The sequence below is a fragment of the Croceicoccus sediminis genome, assembly GCF_007570835.1.
Taxonomy (GTDB): Bacteria; Pseudomonadota; Alphaproteobacteria; order Sphingomonadales; family Sphingomonadaceae; genus Croceicoccus; species Croceicoccus sediminis.
Map to the genome: position 1 here is coordinate 913033 of NZ_SUNC01000001.1, position 16006 is coordinate 929038.

16 protein-coding genes are annotated in these 16006 nt (G+C 62.0%); 3 read left to right on the forward strand and 13 right to left on the reverse strand.

Annotated features, from left to right (window positions below):
• Positions 1 to 9: 9 nt before the first annotated feature.
• The 6 genes from FAX90_RS04305 to FAX90_RS04330 all read right to left on the reverse strand — a co-directional run bounded on the left by FAX90_RS04305 (position 10) and on the right by FAX90_RS04330 (position 5477).
• On the reverse strand, positions 10 to 348 hold the full coding sequence (locus FAX90_RS04305; protein WP_144095841.1) for a P-II family nitrogen regulator: 339 nt from the start codon (positions 346 to 348) through the stop codon (positions 10 to 12).
• Positions 349 to 585: 237 nt separating this feature from the next.
• Complete coding sequence (locus FAX90_RS04310) at positions 586 to 1917, reverse strand: ammonium transporter (RefSeq protein WP_240704708.1); 1332 nt, start codon at positions 1915 to 1917, stop codon at positions 586 to 588.
• Positions 1918 to 1934: 17 nt separating this feature from the next.
• Entirely contained in the window at positions 1935 to 2273 is a 339-nt protein-coding gene (locus FAX90_RS04315) for a P-II family nitrogen regulator (RefSeq protein ID WP_066765395.1), read from the reverse strand.
• 187 nt (positions 2274 to 2460) lie between these two features.
• The gene (locus FAX90_RS04320; RefSeq protein ID WP_144095843.1) at positions 2461 to 3159 is read right to left on the reverse strand and encodes an endonuclease/exonuclease/phosphatase family protein; all 699 of its coding nucleotides are present in this window, start codon (positions 3157 to 3159) and stop codon (positions 2461 to 2463) included.
• 105 nt (positions 3160 to 3264) lie between these two features.
• Positions 3265 to 4059, reverse strand: coding sequence for a ThuA domain-containing protein (locus FAX90_RS04325; protein WP_144095844.1), 795 nt, complete (start codon positions 4057 to 4059; stop codon positions 3265 to 3267).
• Positions 4059 to 5477 carry an aromatic ring-hydroxylating oxygenase subunit alpha gene (locus tag FAX90_RS04330; protein WP_144095847.1) on the reverse strand — a complete coding sequence of 473 codons (1419 nt, stop codon included), beginning with the start codon at positions 5475 to 5477 and terminating at the stop codon, positions 4059 to 4061. Before FAX90_RS04330 ends, FAX90_RS04325 begins: the two co-directional genes overlap by 1 nt.
• Before the next feature lie 157 nt (positions 5478 to 5634).
• On the opposite strand from FAX90_RS04330, the gene FAX90_RS04335 reads away from it, so the two are divergent.
• The 3 genes from FAX90_RS04335 to FAX90_RS04345 are packed head-to-tail and all read left to right on the forward strand — an operon-like array spanning position 5635 to position 8019.
• Positions 5635 to 6417: an SDR family oxidoreductase gene (locus tag FAX90_RS04335; RefSeq protein WP_144095849.1), complete on the forward strand. Its 783-nt coding sequence runs from the start codon at positions 5635 to 5637 to the stop codon at positions 6415 to 6417.
• The gene (locus tag FAX90_RS04340; RefSeq protein ID WP_144095851.1) at positions 6414 to 7220 is read left to right on the forward strand and encodes an SDR family NAD(P)-dependent oxidoreductase; all 807 of its coding nucleotides are present in this window, start codon (positions 6414 to 6416) and stop codon (positions 7218 to 7220) included. Before FAX90_RS04335 ends, FAX90_RS04340 begins: the two co-directional genes overlap by 4 nt.
• A gap of 19 nt (positions 7221 to 7239) precedes the next feature.
• Positions 7240 to 8019, forward strand: a complete 780-nt coding sequence (locus FAX90_RS04345; protein WP_144095853.1) for an SDR family NAD(P)-dependent oxidoreductase — start codon at positions 7240 to 7242, stop codon at positions 8017 to 8019.
• Between the two features lie 107 nt (positions 8020 to 8126).
• Here FAX90_RS04345 and FAX90_RS04350 read toward each other — a convergent pair whose 3' ends face one another.
• The 7 genes from FAX90_RS04350 to FAX90_RS04380 all read right to left on the reverse strand — a co-directional run bounded on the left by FAX90_RS04350 (position 8127) and on the right by FAX90_RS04380 (position 15983).
• The gene (locus tag FAX90_RS04350; RefSeq protein ID WP_144095855.1) at positions 8127 to 9473 is read right to left on the reverse strand and encodes an aromatic ring-hydroxylating oxygenase subunit alpha; all 1347 of its coding nucleotides are present in this window, start codon (positions 9471 to 9473) and stop codon (positions 8127 to 8129) included.
• Positions 9474 to 9505: 32 nt separating this feature from the next.
• Entirely contained in the window at positions 9506 to 9955 is a 450-nt protein-coding gene (locus FAX90_RS04355) for a nuclear transport factor 2 family protein (protein WP_170234856.1), read from the reverse strand.
• A 29-nt stretch (positions 9956 to 9984) separates the two neighbouring features.
• Positions 9985 to 10407, reverse strand: coding sequence for a nuclear transport factor 2 family protein (locus FAX90_RS04360; RefSeq protein WP_144095859.1), 423 nt, complete (start codon positions 10405 to 10407; stop codon positions 9985 to 9987).
• A 6-nt stretch (positions 10408 to 10413) separates the two neighbouring features.
• Positions 10414 to 11763 carry an aromatic ring-hydroxylating oxygenase subunit alpha gene (locus tag FAX90_RS04365; RefSeq protein ID WP_144095861.1) on the reverse strand — a complete coding sequence of 450 codons (1350 nt, stop codon included), beginning with the start codon at positions 11761 to 11763 and terminating at the stop codon, positions 10414 to 10416.
• 44 nt (positions 11764 to 11807) lie between these two features.
• A complete protein-coding gene (locus FAX90_RS04370) occupies positions 11808 to 12344 on the reverse strand; it encodes a nuclear transport factor 2 family protein (RefSeq protein ID WP_144095863.1) in 537 nt (178 codons plus the stop codon).
• Positions 12344 to 13552: a cytochrome P450 gene (locus FAX90_RS04375; protein WP_144095865.1), complete on the reverse strand. Its 1209-nt coding sequence runs from the start codon at positions 13550 to 13552 to the stop codon at positions 12344 to 12346. The genes FAX90_RS04370 and FAX90_RS04375 overlap by 1 nt, the downstream gene beginning before the upstream one ends.
• Before the next feature lie 142 nt (positions 13553 to 13694).
• Positions 13695 to 15983, reverse strand: a complete 2289-nt coding sequence (locus FAX90_RS04380) for a TonB-dependent receptor (RefSeq protein WP_144095867.1) — start codon at positions 15981 to 15983, stop codon at positions 13695 to 13697.
• Between the last annotated feature and the right edge of the window lie 23 nt (positions 15984 to 16006).

A 16006-nucleotide genomic window follows, 5' to 3' on the forward strand; every position in this document is an offset into this window, starting at 1 on the left:
TCTGAAGCGCTAGAGCGCGGTGTCGCCGGTTTCGCCGGTGCGGATACGCACAGCCGAAGCCAGGTCGAGCACGAATACCTTGCCGTCGCCGATAGCGTCGGAATTGGCCGTTCCCTGGATCGTTTCGACGATCTGGAGGGCGAGCGCGTCCGAGGTGGCGATCTCGATCTTCACCTTGGGCACCATGTTCACCGAGTATTCGGCGCCGCGATAGATTTCCGTCTGGCCCTTCTGACGACCGAAGCCCTTGACCTCGGAAACCGTCATACCGGCCACGCCAAGCGATCCGAGCGCTTCGCGTACTTCCTCAAGCTTGTGCGGCTTGATGATGGCGATGATATATTTCATCGAAATTGCCCCTCCTGTTGCAATTTCCGGCAAGCTGCCGGGCGGAACACTGATGCATGACTTTTGCCAATAGGCAAGCGGCCCGTGCCGATTTCGCTGCATTGCATCATAAAAAAGGGTCGGAAAGCGGCTGGCTTTCCGACCCTAGAAGTTACGTTCGCAGGAGGAACGTTGTTATTGGCGGGGTGGGGAGAGGAGAGGAGGAACCACCCCGCCAAAACATGTGTTCGAAAATCGTCAGCCGTTGACGAATTCCGGGTAGGCTTCGACGCCGACCTCGACCTTGTCCAGACCGAGCAGTTCTTCTTCGGCGGTCGGGCGCAGACCCATGACCAGCTTCAGGATGAACCACACGATACCGGCAGCGATCGAGACGAAGACGCCCGTGGCGATAACGCCGGTAAGCTGGGCGATGAACGGAACGTCACCGTTGGTGAGGCAGACCGCCAGCGTGCCCCAGATACCTGCCATGAGGTGAACCGGGATGGCGCCGACGACGTCGTCGATCTTCAGCTTGTCGAGCATCGGGACCGCGAAGACCACGATCGCGCCGCCGATACCGCCGATGAGCAGCGCCATCGGGACGGACGGGGTGAGCGGTTCCGCAGTGATCGAGACCAGGCCAGCCAGTGCGCCGTTGAGCGCCATGGTGACGTCGACCTTCTTGTACATGATCTGCGTCAGGATGATCGCGACGACCACGCCGGCACATGCGGCCATGTTGGTGTTCACGAAGATCTTCGACACGTCCGAAACGTCGCCAACGGTGCCCATGGCAAGCTGCGAAGCGCCGTTGAAGCCGAACCAGCCGAGCCACAGGATGAACGTACCCAGCGTTGCGAGCGGGATGTTCGTGCCCGGGAAGACGTTGACGCGGCCATCGGGACCATAGCGGCCGGTACGGGCGCCAAGGATGATCGCACCGACAAGAGCCGCCCAGCCACCGGTCGAGTGGACCAGCGTCGAACCTGCGAAGTCGGAGAAGCCCATCTGGTCAAGGAAGCCACCGCCCCATTCCCAGGAAACGACGGTCGGGTAGATCACGCCGGTCAGGATCACGGTGAAGATCAGGAACGGCCAGAGCTTGATGCGTTCAGCCAGCGTACCCGAAACGATCGAGGCCGTGGTGGCGCAGAAAACCATCTGGAAGAACCAGTCCGAAGCAACCGAGTAGCCGGTGTCCACGTCGGCTTCACCAACGCCCTGCATGGCGTAGGGGATCGAACCGAACGAGAAGTAGCCGTTGAAGTCGCCCGGATAGGCGATGCCGTAACCGATGATCCAGAACATGATGCCCGCGATCGAGTAGAGCGCGATGTTCTTGAGGCACTGCATCGAGACGTTCTTCGAACGCACGAGGCCGGCTTCGAGCATGGCGAAGCCGGCGGCCATCCACATGACGAGGAAGCCGCCGATGAGGAACAGGAGGGTGTTGAGGATGTAGGCAGTGCCGCCGCCGACCATTTCGGCAGCCGGTACGGCCTCTTCCTGTGCGAAAGCCGCGACGGGCGCGACCAGGGCAGCAGCAGCAACCGCGCGCATGCCCCATTTGATGGTGTTACGATCCATTGGGATTCCCCTTCGTATCAAAGCGCGGTGTCGCCGGATTCGCCGGTACGGATACGCACGGCGCTGGCAAGGTCGAGCACGAAGATCTTGCCATCACCGATGGCCTCGGTGCTGGCGGTCTGCTGGATGGATTCGATGATCTGCGGCGCAAGCGCGTCGCTTGCGGCGATCTCGATCTTCACCTTGGGCAGCATGTTCGTGGAATATTCCGCACCGCGGTAGATCTCGGTCTGCCCCTTCTGACGTCCGAAACCCTTAACCTCGGTAACCGTCATCCCTGCGACGCCCAGCGAGCCAAGTGCCTCGCGTACTTCGTCCAGTTTGAACGGCTTGATGATGGCGATGATGAATTTCATCTCAGCCCCCTTGTTGCCTGCCGGCCCGTCTGCCGGTGCCAGCTGTTCTGCAAGGTGCGTGCCAATTTGCCGAGGACGCGAAAACCGGCGGTTGTGCGCCGTTTCTACGAGGTAACGTTCCGTTCACATTTGCGCACGGATTCCGTGCATGCGAAGAAACATGCCCATTTTTTGTGCAGGTGCGCGCTCAGGCTTTGAGCGAAAGCGTCGCCCATACGGGAAGGTGATCCGATGCACGCGAAGCCAATAGGCTGTGATGCACGCCGCTGTCGACCATGTCCCATTGGTGGCTGGCGAAGATACGGTCGAGCCGCGCCAGCGGGCGACGCGTAGGGAAGCTGGGCCCGCAGTCGGGGGAATGCCAACGGTCGCGGAACAGGCGCAGCATCCCGCCGGTGCTGGACCATTCGTTGGTATCGCCCATGACGACCGTGGGGCAGTCGTGCTCGCAATCGTCGAGATGCGCGAGAACCGCCTCGACCTGGTGGCGGCGGCGGAATCCGGAAAGGTCGAGATGCATGCCGATGGCGCGCACGCGCTTGCCGCCAAATTCGATGTCTACACGGACGGCCCCGCGCGGCTCCAGAGTGGGCAGGATCAGCGGATCGGTCTCAACCACGCTGATGTCCTTCTTCAGCAGGAACGTATTGCCGTGCCAGCCGAGGCTGCCGGGCCGGATGCCCAGCGATATCGGGCGGTAGGGCGAATCCTCGATCCGCGCCCGTGGCAGCACGCTTTCGCGCCGGCCGAAGCGCCGGTCGCATTCCTGCAAGGCGACCACGTCGGCATCGATTTCGTGAAGGACCGAGAGGATGCGATCGGGATCGCGCTTGCGGTCGAGGCCGACGGCCTTGTGGATGTTGTAGCTGGCAAACTTGAGCTTCATGACCCTGCTAACGATCGAAAAAGGCTTCGGGTTCATTCGCCCCGAAGCCTTTTCACCTAGCAGCCCTGAAAGGCCGCTGCCAGCAATGTACGGGCAGCCCGCCGCTCAATCGCGGCGCTTGATCCAGCCGATGCCCCGGCGCAGCAGGTCGTAATAGACCGGAAGCTCCCAGGCGCAGCGGTCGACCGTGGGCCACCATTCGGCCAGCGGTTGCAGATCGTAATGCCCGCGGCAGTGACCCAGCGTGTTGTAAAGGACCGCGCCCTTGCCGCGCTGCTTGATGTACATGACCGGGTGTACGCCCGGTGCATCGGCGGCCTCGGCAAAGCCGGTGCCTTCCTCGGTGCATTCGGTTTCCAGAAGGACATGCAGGTCGCCGTGCGTTTCGAGGTGGTAGAGCTCGTCCGTCGTCTCGAATGCCTCCACCCCGGTGACGAGTTCGTGATCCGGGTCCGCCACCGTCACGGTGTAGGGCGCGATGGGCGGGTGCGTGATGAACTGGCTGCCCAGCACTTCCATGAAGATCTGTGCCTCACGCGGGGCGTGGAACAGGCCGTCGTCCATCAGCTTCAGGATCGAATTCGTGCCGTGCAGCGCGTACCAGCGTCCGCCCGCCTCGATCCAGTCGCGCAGCGTTTCCTGCGCCGCGTCCGACGGCTTCACGTTGCAGGTATAGCTGATGAGGATGTCGGCTTCGCGGATGGCTTCGACGTTTTCGAAGTCCTCGAACACGCGAGTGCGAACGCGGGGATCTTCGGCCAGCAGCTTCAGCAGTTCCAGCCGCGCGAAATCGATGTCATGCCAGACCCCGCCCGCGATCAGCACGCAGTCGATCCGCGCGGGGTGGTCCTTCGCGGTGCAATCGGCGAGCGGGTCGGCCCCGTGGTCGATCTTCTCCATCAGGCCTTGAACCCTCCAAGTTCGCCGTTGATGTACTTCATCATCGTATCCTGGAACTGGCGAATGCGAATTTCCTGGTAATTGCCCAGCTGGACCTCACCGGTCTTCGATGCGTGGAGACCTTCCTGCACATAAGGCAGGTTGTCCATGTCCTGTTCGAAGACGTCGGCCAAAATGCCCAGTTCCGGCGCCTCGGTCCACTTCTGGTCCAGCGTCAGGAACTTGCGCGGTGCGGCGGCGGGCTTGGGATCGCCCTTCTTGACGCGGGCAAGAATGCGCACGTCCATCACGCTGGTGTCGGGCGTCGAACCGGGGAACCAGCTGTAGACGATATTGGGCATGAAACCGCCCCACGGCCCGAAGTTGGGAAAGACGTTGTAGACCAGCGCGTCGAGCACTTCGGCATCGGTTGCATCGGAATGGTCGTAGCCGGTCGTCTGGGTATAGACCTCGCGCATCTTGTCGCCCAGCGCCTCGCGCGCGGTCTTGCCTTCGGGAACGGCGATGGCCATCGGATCGCCGTCGCTTTCATAATTGTCGGAAGAGCGGCCGTTGTACTTGATGAACTCGTCGACGATCCACTGCTCGCCCTGCCCTTCCTGGATATGCGGGCTCATGATGCCGAAGGGCACCAGGTTCACGTTGATGTTGTCGCCCCACGTCCGGTAGGCGGCATTGGAATCGCCCGTGAACGGCAGCAGCTGCGGGTGCGTGACGATCGTGTGCCAGGCCTCCATGAACGCTTCCATCACGACCTTCCAGTTGGCCGGGACTTCCTTTGCGACGTGCAGAACGGTCGCGCACTCGTCATGGCGCCAGCGCTTGAAGTGATCGGGCAGCGGGGCGAGAAATTCCTCAAGGCTCGGCCCGCCCTTTTCCTCGCGCAGGAAGACATAACCCTGCCACGTGGCCACTTCGGCATCGGGCAGGTCCATGTTCTTGTTCTGCAGGTGGGGGAAATCCCACTGGCACGGCGCGTGGTTGAACGACCCGTCCTTGTTCCAGGTAAAGGCGTGGAACGGGCAGGTGAACTTGTCCGCCGAACCGTCTTCGGTGCGCAGTTTGCGCCCGCGGTGAAGGCAGACATTGTGCATCGCACGGATCGAGCCGTCATCCTGGCGAACGACGAGATAGCTGCGACCGGCATTTTCATAGACGACGAAATCGCCCGGCTCGTTCAGCTCTTCCTCGCGCGCGCAGAACTGCCAGACGTATGGCCACATGCGTTCGCGCTCCAGCCGGGCGAATTCCTCGGTCGTGTAACGCTCTGCCGGGATCGGGTCGGACCCGCGATACTGGTATGCGTCTTCGGTCAGGATATCGGGTGCAGGGCGTGAATCGCGTTCCATCAGCTCGTTCCAGCTGATGCCTTCGCTGCGGTCCTCGCCGAACTTTTCCGTGACGTCGATGTCGGACATGCCTTCGATCCTCTAGATTCTTGTTCGCCGGACGAAATCTCCGGCATTTGCCTTACATTGGCCATTGGCAAGGCATGCGTCACCTTGCCGAAGTCATAGGTTGCCATTCGCCACCAGTCCGCCAAATCTGGAAGCAGGATAAGATTGGAGCAGGATAATGTCCCAGAGGCTTGCAGGCAAAGTGGCGCTCGTGACGGGCGGCACGGCGGGTATCGGTGCTGGCGCCGTCAGGCGGCTGTCCGCCGATGGCGCCAAGGTCGTCTTCACGGGTTCACGCGAAGAAGTGGCACGGCCGCTTTGCGAAGAGACCGGCGCGACCTTCTTCTCGCACCGCGTGCAGGACGCCGAGGGGTGGAACGAACTGTCCGCGATGATCCGCAAGGATTTCGGCCGGCTGGACATCGCCTTTGCCAACGCGGGCACCGAAAAGGGCGATGGCAGCGTTGAGAACATCGATCTCGACAACTGGAACTTCATCATCGACGTCAACCAGACCGGCGCGATGCTGACGACGCAGCACGCGATCCGCATCATGAAGGACAATCCGGGCGGGCCGACGGGGTCGGTCATCATCAACAGTTCGATGAACGCGCATCGCGCCATGGGCAACTACATGGGCTATTCGGTCACCAAGGCCGCCGTCGTCGCGCTTGCCAAGTCTGCGGCGAATTACTGCGGGCTTGCCGGATACAAGATCCGCGTCAACGCCATCCTGCCCGGCGTGGTCGAAACCGAAATGATCACCGGCATCATGAACGCGCAGGAAGATCCCGCCGCCGCCCGTGCCATGTACGAGGGGATGGCTCCCTTGAACCGAATGGCCACGGTTGAGGAAGTCGCCGCGCTGGTGGCCTTCCTCGGGTCCGACGAGGCGGCATTCATCTCCGGCGGCGAATACACGATCGACGGTGCCACCACGGCCGGGATGTCGGGCGTATGAGCGAGGAACTTTCCGGGCGCGTCGCGCTCGTCACCGGGGGTGTTCGCGGGATCGGGCTTGCCGCGGCGCAGAAGCTTGCCGCCAAGGGCGCGAAAGTATGGATCGGCGATCTGACGCCCGAAACCGACGATGCGGTTGCCGCCGCCCTTGAAACGATCGACGGCGGGGCGGCCTATGTCCACCTCGACGTAACCGAAGAGCAGTCGTGGATCGACGCGATGGCCAGGATCGAGGCGGATGATGGCCGTCTCGACGTGCTGGTCAACAATGCCGGGATCGACGGCACGGGCCGTATCCAGGACATGAGCCTTGAGCTTTGGCGCAAGGTTCAGGCCGTCAACAACGACGGCGCGTTCCTGGGCGTGAAGCATGGTTTCAAGCTGCTGGAAAAGAGCGGCAAGGACCGCAAGGGCGGGTCTTCGGTCATCAACGTGAGTTCGGTCATGGGCTTCGTCGCCTTCCCCGAAAGCGCGGCCTATTGCGCGTCGAAAGGTGCGATCCGGCTTTTCACGAAAGCCTGCGCCGTCGAATTCGCCGCCTATGGCGTTCCGATCCGGGCGAACTCGGTCCATCCCGGCTTCGTCCAGACGCCGCTGCTGGACGAAGGGTTTCAGCGCATGGTGACGCGCGGGGTCGCGGAGAAGGCGCAGGACCTGAAAGACCAGGTCGCAGCGTCCACGCCGGTCAATCGACTTGCCGAACCGGATGAAATCGCTGCAGCGGTCGCTTTCCTCGCGACCGAAGAAGCAAGCTACATGACCGGGTCCGAAGTCGTCGTCGACGGCGGCTATCTGGCTCGCTGACGTTATAAGGGAGGGGCAAATGACGATTGCACTGGAAAATTGTATCGCCCTCGTCACCGGGGCGACGGGCGGGATCGGCCGCGAGATCGTGAAAGCCATGAAGGCTGCCGGGGCGACGGTTATCGCCACCGACCTTGGCAAGGGCGGCGATCACGGCGGGGCGGACCATTATTTCGCGCACGATGTCACGCGCGAGGATGACTGGGACGAAATCGGCGCTTTCATTTCCGAAACCTACGGGCGGCTGGACGTGCTGGTAAACAATGCCGGCATTTCGATCGTCACCAAGATCGAGGATACGCCGCTTTCCGAATTCCACCGGGTCAACGCTGTAAACGTCGATGCCGTGGTGCTCAGCGCACAAGTCCTGCTGCCCCTTCTCAAGGAAGGCGGCAAGGCCCGTGGGGGCGGCGCCTCGATCATCAACTTTTCCAGCGTGGGCGGCCTGCGCGGTGCGGCCTTCAACGCGGCCTACTGCACCAGCAAGGCGGCTGTGAAGATGTTGAGCAAGTGCATGGGCGCGGAATTCGCGGCGCTGGGCTACAACATCCGCGTGAACAGCGTTCACCCCGGCGGGATCGAAACACCGATGCTTCGCGGCATCATGGAACGCTATGTCGAATTGGGCGCGGTGCCCGATGTCGACACGGCAGTTTCGGCAACGACCGCTCGTCACCCGATCGGGCGCATGGGCCGACCGGACGAGATGGCAGGCGGTGTCGTGTTCCTGGCATCCGAGGCATCGAGCTTCATGACCTGCGACGAACTGGTCATGGACGGCGGGTTCAGCCAGGTCTGAACCCGTCGCCAGGGCGCGAACTCAGGGTTGCGCGCCCCGGCGATCCACTGGCGGATAAAGTCGACTTGCCGATGGCGCAGCGGTGATGCGCCATCGGCAATCGCGCCTTAACGACGCCCTTCCAGGTAGTCGTTGATGACCTCGTGAAACCGGCGAACGCGGGTTTCCTGGTTGGCGAGATAGGCATCGGTAAAGCCCATCGAGCGCAGACCGCGTTGCTGCGTGACGGCGAGCGACAGGTCCTGAGTCAGGAAGTCGCCCTGCGGAATGTCCGCTTCGTAGTCGGCATAGCTGTCGCTTTCGAACTCGGCCTCCTTGTAGGGCCGCATGCCGTAAAGCGTCGCCACTTGCGTCGCGCCTTCGACTTTGGGCACCAGGTACCAGTAATCGAAAGTCGACCAGTTCGGATCGTCCTTGTCAGGCTCGGTGCGGAAAACGTGCAGGCCTTCCGGCGTTCCCGTCAGCGTCAGGTTCGGGAACAGCGTGTGGTGCATCTGATCGGTCAGTTCATCGTCGGTGAACTTTTCGAAATAGGTGTACCCACGCTCCGGCCCCAGACGGCGGCGTGCTTCCTGAAGCGCGATACGCCCTTCCTGTGCCCTGCCGTCGAAATCGTCGGGGTCGATGTCCCATTCCTTGAGCACTTCGGCCCAGAGCGGTTTCATCTGCTGCGCGTCCTCATAGCGCGATGACGGCTGCAGCTTCTCGATCATGCGATTGTGGCCGGTGGGATACATCTCGAACACCGAAGTCGAATAGTGATCGTCGATCATCGGTTCGAACTGCGGGTGGACGGCCGGGATGTGATAGGCCTCGTTGAAGTTGTCGGAGGCGAACTTCCAGTTCGTGTTGACGCGCAGGCGGCGCCACACGACGCGGGTCCAATCCTCGATGTCGCGATTGCCCAGAAGGGTCGGCACGGGATCGAGATAGTCCAGCAGCGGGACCGGATCGGGATTGAAGCTGAAGAAGATGAACCCGCCCCATGTATCACACTTCACCTCGTGCAGCTTCAGCTTGCCGCACGGATTGCCTTGCGGGAAATCTTCCGGGTCCTGCACTTCGTCCAGCATGCCGTCGATGCGCCACTTCCAGTTGTGGTAGGGGCACACGAAGTGGCTCATCACGCCGCCCTCGCTGGTGTTCACCAGCAGGTTGCCGCGATGCTGGCACACGTTGAGGAAGGCCTTGATAGAACCATCCTCCTGGCGAACCATCAGGACCGATTCATGCTTGAAGTCGTGGACGATGAAGTCTCCGGCTTCTTCCAGTTGGGCCGTGCGCCCGCCGACGTGCCAGATCTTCTTCCACATGTGCTCCCATTCGCGTTCGGCGAACTCCTTCGACCAGTAACGGTCGCCGGTGATCTTGTCGCCGCGCGCAGCCGGAACCTCGGCATCGGGATGCGTGGGATAGCCCGGCTTGCCGGAGGGCTTGTCTAGAATGGTCGCCATTGTCGTATCCCCTTCACTTCCTTCCAGTTTGATCAGCGGTCGCCGTGGATTTCCTCAAGCGAACCGGGCATCGGCATCATCGGAGTGATCGTATAGTGGCGGCACTTCCAAGCGCCGCTGTCGTTCTTCACGCATTCCATGCGATACCGGACCTGCACCTCGACCCTGTTGCCGTCCCGCGATGCGCCCATGCCGATCACGTAGGCCGTCATCACGCCCACCGATCCGTCCCAGCTTTCGGGGCGGAAATTGCTGATGAAGTGGAAATGGTGGGTCATGTCGGCAAAGACCGGCTCGAAGAACCCGCGCAGCCCTTCGTGCCCGTGCATCAGCGGCAGGCCGATCGCGGACAGGTCGGCCACGCAATCGTCGGTAAAGACCGAAAGGAAACGGTCCATGTCTTCAAGCGCATCGACGTTGTAGCAATATTCGACCATCAACCGCTCAATCGCGGTGCGGACGTCTTCGGGCATCTGGGCCATCGGAATTTCCTTTCTTTTGCTGCCTGCGTTCAGGCAGGCAGCGGCATCATGTTCTTCAGCGAGAAATGGCGGCATTTCCATGCGCCATCCACGCGCACGCATTCCATCCGGTAACGCACCTGCACGTTGACGGCCGTGCCATCTTTCGCGCGGCCCATGCCCATGACGTAGGCGGTGATCGCGCCGACCGACCCGTCCCAGCTGTCCGCGCGGAAATTGGCGGGCATGTGGAATTCGTGCGCCATGTTCTCGGTCAGACCGGTGTAGAAGGCGCGAATGGCGTCCTTGCCTTCCATCTTCGGGAACGCGACGTCGGAAAAATCGATCACCGCATCGTCGGTGAACAGGTTGACCACGTTCTCGGGCGCGGCAATCGCGTCGACCGCGTAAGTATACTCGGTCATCAGGTTGCAAAGCGCCTTGAAGACGTCTTCGGGCATGTTCGTTGCCATGACGGCTTACCCCTCGCCCGCCGTCGGCGCCTGTTCGGTCGGATGACCCAGAACGGCGTCGTTCAGCAGTTCGTGGAAACGCTGGATTCGCTTTTCCTGATAGGTGAGAAGGCATCCCTTGAACCCGCGCGAGTTCAGTCCCTGCTGCTGCGTCGTGCCGATGGACAGGTCCTGGTCGGCCACGAAGCCCAGCGAAACGCCGTCGCCATAGACCGAGTGGCGCTGAACTGCGTCGTGCTTTAGCGGAGCGTTGCCAACCGGCGTCACGACTTCCTTCATGCCTTCGACCGGCGGATAGAGGCACCAGTGCTGGAACACGCACTTGGCGGGATCCGTCGGATGCGGTTCGGTGCGCAGGATCTGGCACTGTTCCGGGCTCATCGTAATGGTGAGATTGGGGAACAGGGTGCAGTGGAAATAGTCGACCAGCTGCTGATCGGTCATTTCCGAATAGTCGTAGCCGCGTTCCGCCCCGTGCTCGCGCTTGGCGTCGATCACGGCCTGGCGCACTTCCTGCGTGCGGCCGCGATATTCCTTGGGATCGATGCCCCATGCCTCTGCCGCTTCGTAAAGGCCCGGCGGCACGTCGCCACTGACGTAGTCCTTGCGGCTGGTCGCCTGATGGCCGATCATCCACATCGAATTGTGGCCGTTCCCGTACATTTCGAACAGCGTGGTCGGCAGGCCGTCGTTGATGAAGGTCGCCAGCTCCGGGTGGATCGTCGGGAGGTGATAGCTCTCGTTGAAATTGTCGCGGATGATCTTCCAGTTGAATTCGCAATCCGCCGACAGGTTCAGGACGCGAACCCAGTTTTCCAGGTGATAACCCTTGAGCCGCTCGGGGAACGGGGCGAGCCACTCCTCGAGCGGAGCGACATCGTCGTTCATCGCCCAGAACACGAACGGGCCCCAGGTATCGCACTGGATCTCGGTCAGCTTGACTTTGCCGCACGGGTTGCCGCCGGGAAAATCGTCAGGATCCTGCACGTCGACCAACGTGCCAGAGGCATCGAATTGCCAGCCGTGATAGCCGCAGGTGATGCGCGGGGTGGCCGAAACGTCACCAAGGACGAGCCGGTTCCCACGGTGCGGACAGACGTTGTAGAACGCCTTCACCGAACCATCGGCCTGCTTCACCATGATGATGGATTCGCGGCCGAAGTTGTGGCGGATCGTATCACCCTCTTCCTCAAGGTCGGCCAGCATGCCGCCAAGGTGCCACACGCTGGGCCAGAGGTTGTCGTATTCGCCCTCCATCCACTCCCGCGAGGTGTAGCGGTCGGCGGTGATCACGTCGCCGCGCACGGGCTGGTCGAATTCGGCCGAATAGCGGGCGGAACCGGACTGAACGTTCATGGGAAATGCCTCTCTTGGGTGTGTCTCTGCGGCGATGGTTGTTTCTAAGCCGACCAGTTTCGCGTCTGGCTGAAATCGGCGCCGTGCCTGTGCCCTCGTCCCGCCTGGGGATTGTCATTAAAGAAGGCCCGGCTGCCGGGGTGTTCGGCGACCCAATCGGTGATGAGCGCGCGCTTCGCGATGCGCCACTCGCCATTCCTGCGGGTATATTCGTCGATATAGCGACCGGCGATGAACAGGTCGCGCGGATCGCCCGCTTCGTCGCTGACATCGTGGAACGCCTGAAAATAGCATTCGCCCTGCGCACTGTCAGCACCGGTCATCTCGATGCGCACCTGGCCCAGGAAATGATGGGTCGCGTTCATGTCGCCCAGAAAGCCCAGCGCGAAATCGGCAAAGGCGTTCGGGTCACCTTGCATCAACCCGCAATCGACAAGGGCATCGGGGTGAAACGCGCTGAGCAGCAAGTCGCGGTCGATCCGGTCCAGCCCGCGCATGTAGCGTTGCGCGGCATCGGCAATGTCGCGCCGGGCGGCAAGATCGCGGATTTCCGCTTCGATATCGAGGGGCGCTGCGTCCATTACACGTCCCATTCCAGACACAGCCTTTTCACGCTGGCGACGATACCGCCGACGTTTTCCAGATCGCTATCGGAAGAGATGCGAAAGTCGGGAATGCGCTTCAACCACTCCTCGATCGTGATCGCGACTTCGGCGCGGGCCAGTTCCTGTCCCGGACACATGTGCGGGCCGCTGCCGAAAGTGGAATGGGCCGCGCGGCGGCGCTGCAGGTCGATCTTCATCGGGTCCTCGTTCGCCGATGGATCGATGCCGTGGACCACCGTGGGGATGGCGACCATGTCGCCTGCCTTCATCGTGACCCCGCGAAACGTGATGTCCTCACGCACTTCGCGAGCGATGGCGACAAGGCCGAAACGGCGGAACAGTTCGTTGACCGCCGCGATCGTGCCGCCCGGATGGGTTTCCATGTCGCGGCGAAGCTGCGGGTCGGCGGCCAGCGCCAGCAAGGCGTAGCCGAGGAAGTTCACGACCGTGTCGACCCCCGCGATCAGCAGCTGGGTGACCAGCGACAGCGCTTCGTCATGCGTCAGCTGGCGGCCGCCCATGTCGGAATGCAGCATGTTGCTGATCATGTCGTCGCCCGGATTGGCGAACCGTTCGCGCACCAGCGGATCGACATATTCGTAGAAGGCGGCCTTCGCCTCTTCGAACGTCATATCCTGATCGGGCCGGGTCATGCACAGCGCCCAGTGCCGGATCTTCTCGGCATCGGACTGCGGCACGCCGACCAGCGCCAGGAAAATGCGGATCGGGAAAATCTTGGCGTATTCCTCGGTGAAGTCGCAGTGGCCCCTTGCCGCGAATGCATCGATCAGGTCGGCGGCGACTTCGCGGATCGAATCCTTCAAGCCGCGCACGGCGGCAGGCTTCAGGTTGTCGTTCAGCAACTTGCGATAGGGCCGGTGGACCGGCGGATCGATGGTCGTCGGCAAAAGCCCGTGCTGCTCCCCGATCGACTTGGGCAATACGATGACCCGGCTGCTGAACCGTTCCCAGTCGGCCTGCACTTCGGCCAGCGCCTCTCCGCCCAGCGCGATCCAGTGCCCTTCGTTGCGCGGGGTCCACACGATTTCGGGATTGTCCGCCTGAAGCCGGGCCCAGGCGGTGTGGTAATCCTCGGCAAGGCCTTCGGGCGCATAGATGTCGATATCGGTCACCCGCTCAGGGTCGACGTGCGCGGGGGCCTTATCGCTGGCGAGTATCGTCATCTTCCTTCTCCCGTTTCTTTTTGGCTTCGGGCGCACCGGTTGCCGGATGCTATCATGCGATCGGTCATGTCAGCCTCCTTTCATCCCGGTTTCGCGCCGGACGGTGGCGGAGCCGCGAGCAAACGGCCCCGCCCGCGCCGGATCAGAAGTTGTACTGCACCGATGCACCGTACTGGCGCGGCGGAGCATAGCCCACGATGCCCATGTAACCGGGCGAGTCGAAGACGGTCGAAATGTAGCGCTTGTCCAGCAGGTTCTTGCCCCACAGCCCGGCAGACCACTGGTCGTCGGGCGAGTGGTAGGTCAGCAATGCGTCGACCAGGTAAGTCGGCTGCACCTTCGAACGCGGCGTATTGACGACCGCCGTGTAGTACTTGGACGAGGTGTACATCCACGACACGTCCGCCACGATGCGCGAACCGCCAGCCATTTCGTAGTCGTAATTGACGCCGAGCATCGTCTGCCACTTCGGCGCGTTCTGCAGCCGGAAACCGGTCAGGTCGAGGATCTGGGTCGAAAGCGGATCGAGGTAGTCGAATTCCTTGTACGACGCATCGAGATAAGCCAGCGAACCGCGCAGCGTGAGCCCCCAGACCGGCACGGCCTGCGCCTCCAGTTCGAAGCCCTTGATCTCGGACTTCGCGGCGTTGAGGATGCGGTTGCCCTGCACGTTGGTTTCCTGATCGAAGTAGATCTGGGCCAGCTGCATGTCGCGGTAGTTGGTGTAGAACGCGGCAAAGTTGGTGCGGATCGTGCGGTTCAGGAAATCAGCCTTCAGGCCGACTTCGAACGTGTCGACCTTTTCCGGATCGAACGGCGTGTCGCCGTCGGCCGCGACACCGATGCGGCCGGTGAAACCGCCCGACTTGAAGCCGCGCGACCAGCTGGCATAAGTCAGGGCATCGTCCCCCAGTCGGTAATCGAGGCCGAGTTTCCAGCCCACGTTGTCCCAGCTTTCCTTGCCACCCACGTCGAGGCTTCCGGGGAAGATCACGTCGAACTTGGCCCAGTCCGGCGACGTTAGCGCCTCGCTGCCCAGCCCGGTATCGAGCGTGGATCGTGCATCGATCTTGTCATGCGTAAAGCGGATACCGGCCTGCAGCTTCAGGCGGTCGGTGACTTGCGCATAAGTCTGCAGGAAGGCCGAGTAGCTTTCGGTCGTCTGCTCCTGCTCGTTGTACTGGAGCAGGCCCGGCAGGGCGAAGTCCAGGTGGTACATCTGGTAGTGGTCGTAATTGGTCTTCATGAAGAAGACGCCCGCCACGCCCGAGAAGATGCCGCTTTCGAACGCGGTGCGAAGCTCCTCGCTCAGCTGCCAGCCCTTGGTCCTGCGGCGGGTGGAATTGTTCGTTTTCGCCGTACCGTCCTGGTCGGTATATTCGAACTGCGTGAATTCCTTGTACCCGGTGATCGAAGTGATGTCGCCAATGGCGGTATTGGCCAGTTCGATCGTCGCGATGCCGAAATAGGTATCGATGTTGGAGGTATCGGGCACCTCATTGTTGCCCGAAAAGAACTTGTCCGGCGCCTCGCACGGCTGACCGGCCACGGCACAGGGGCTGACGTACTGCGGCAGCTCCGAACCATTCCAGAACGTGCCTTCGGGGACGTAGTTCGCCTCGCCCGGCAGGCCGCCGTTGACCACGACCGGCGCACCGTTGCGTGCCGCCACGTATTCGCCCTGAAGCGTGATCGAAAGGTCCAGCGACGGGGTCAGGTAAAGCTGCCCGCGGATCGCATCAACATTCTTGCTGCCCATGTCCGAACCGTCGAAGACGTTCGTGACCCAGCCATCCCGCTCGGTATGAATCCCGGCAAGCTTGAACGATGCCACGTCCTCGGCCAGCGGAATTTCGATGGCGCCGGAAACGTCGAAGCGGTTCCAGTTGCCGTAAACACCCTTGATATAGCCGCCGAATTCGCCCGTCGGCTGGTTGGTGACCACGCTGACGACGCCGCCCGTGGTGTTCGCGCCGAACAAGGTGCCCTGCGGCCCGCGCAAGATTTCCACGCGCTGCACGTCGTATGTGTCGAGAAGCGCGCCCATCGAGAAGAACTGCGGCACGCCATCGACGACGATCGACACGGTGTTACCGGCATAGGGATCAGGCTCGATCACGCCGATGCCGCGGATGGTGAAGACCGCGTTGTTCGGCGTATTGGCGAAGTTGTCGATCTGGACGTTGGGAACACTGCCCTGCAGCGCCTGAAGCGTCGTCACCTGCAAATCGGACAGGCGTTCACCGCCCACAGCGGTGATCGAAATCGGCACGTCCTGGATCGATTCCGACGTCTTCTGTGCGGTAACGACGATTTCGCCAAGGCCCGAATCGGCGGGCATAGGCGTGTCGTCCTGCGCAAAAGCGGGTGCCGCCGAAATGGCGAGCGCCGCGCTGGCGCCGCTGACGAGATACCTGTGAATACGTGTCATTGCTCTCCCTCCCTATCGCCCGC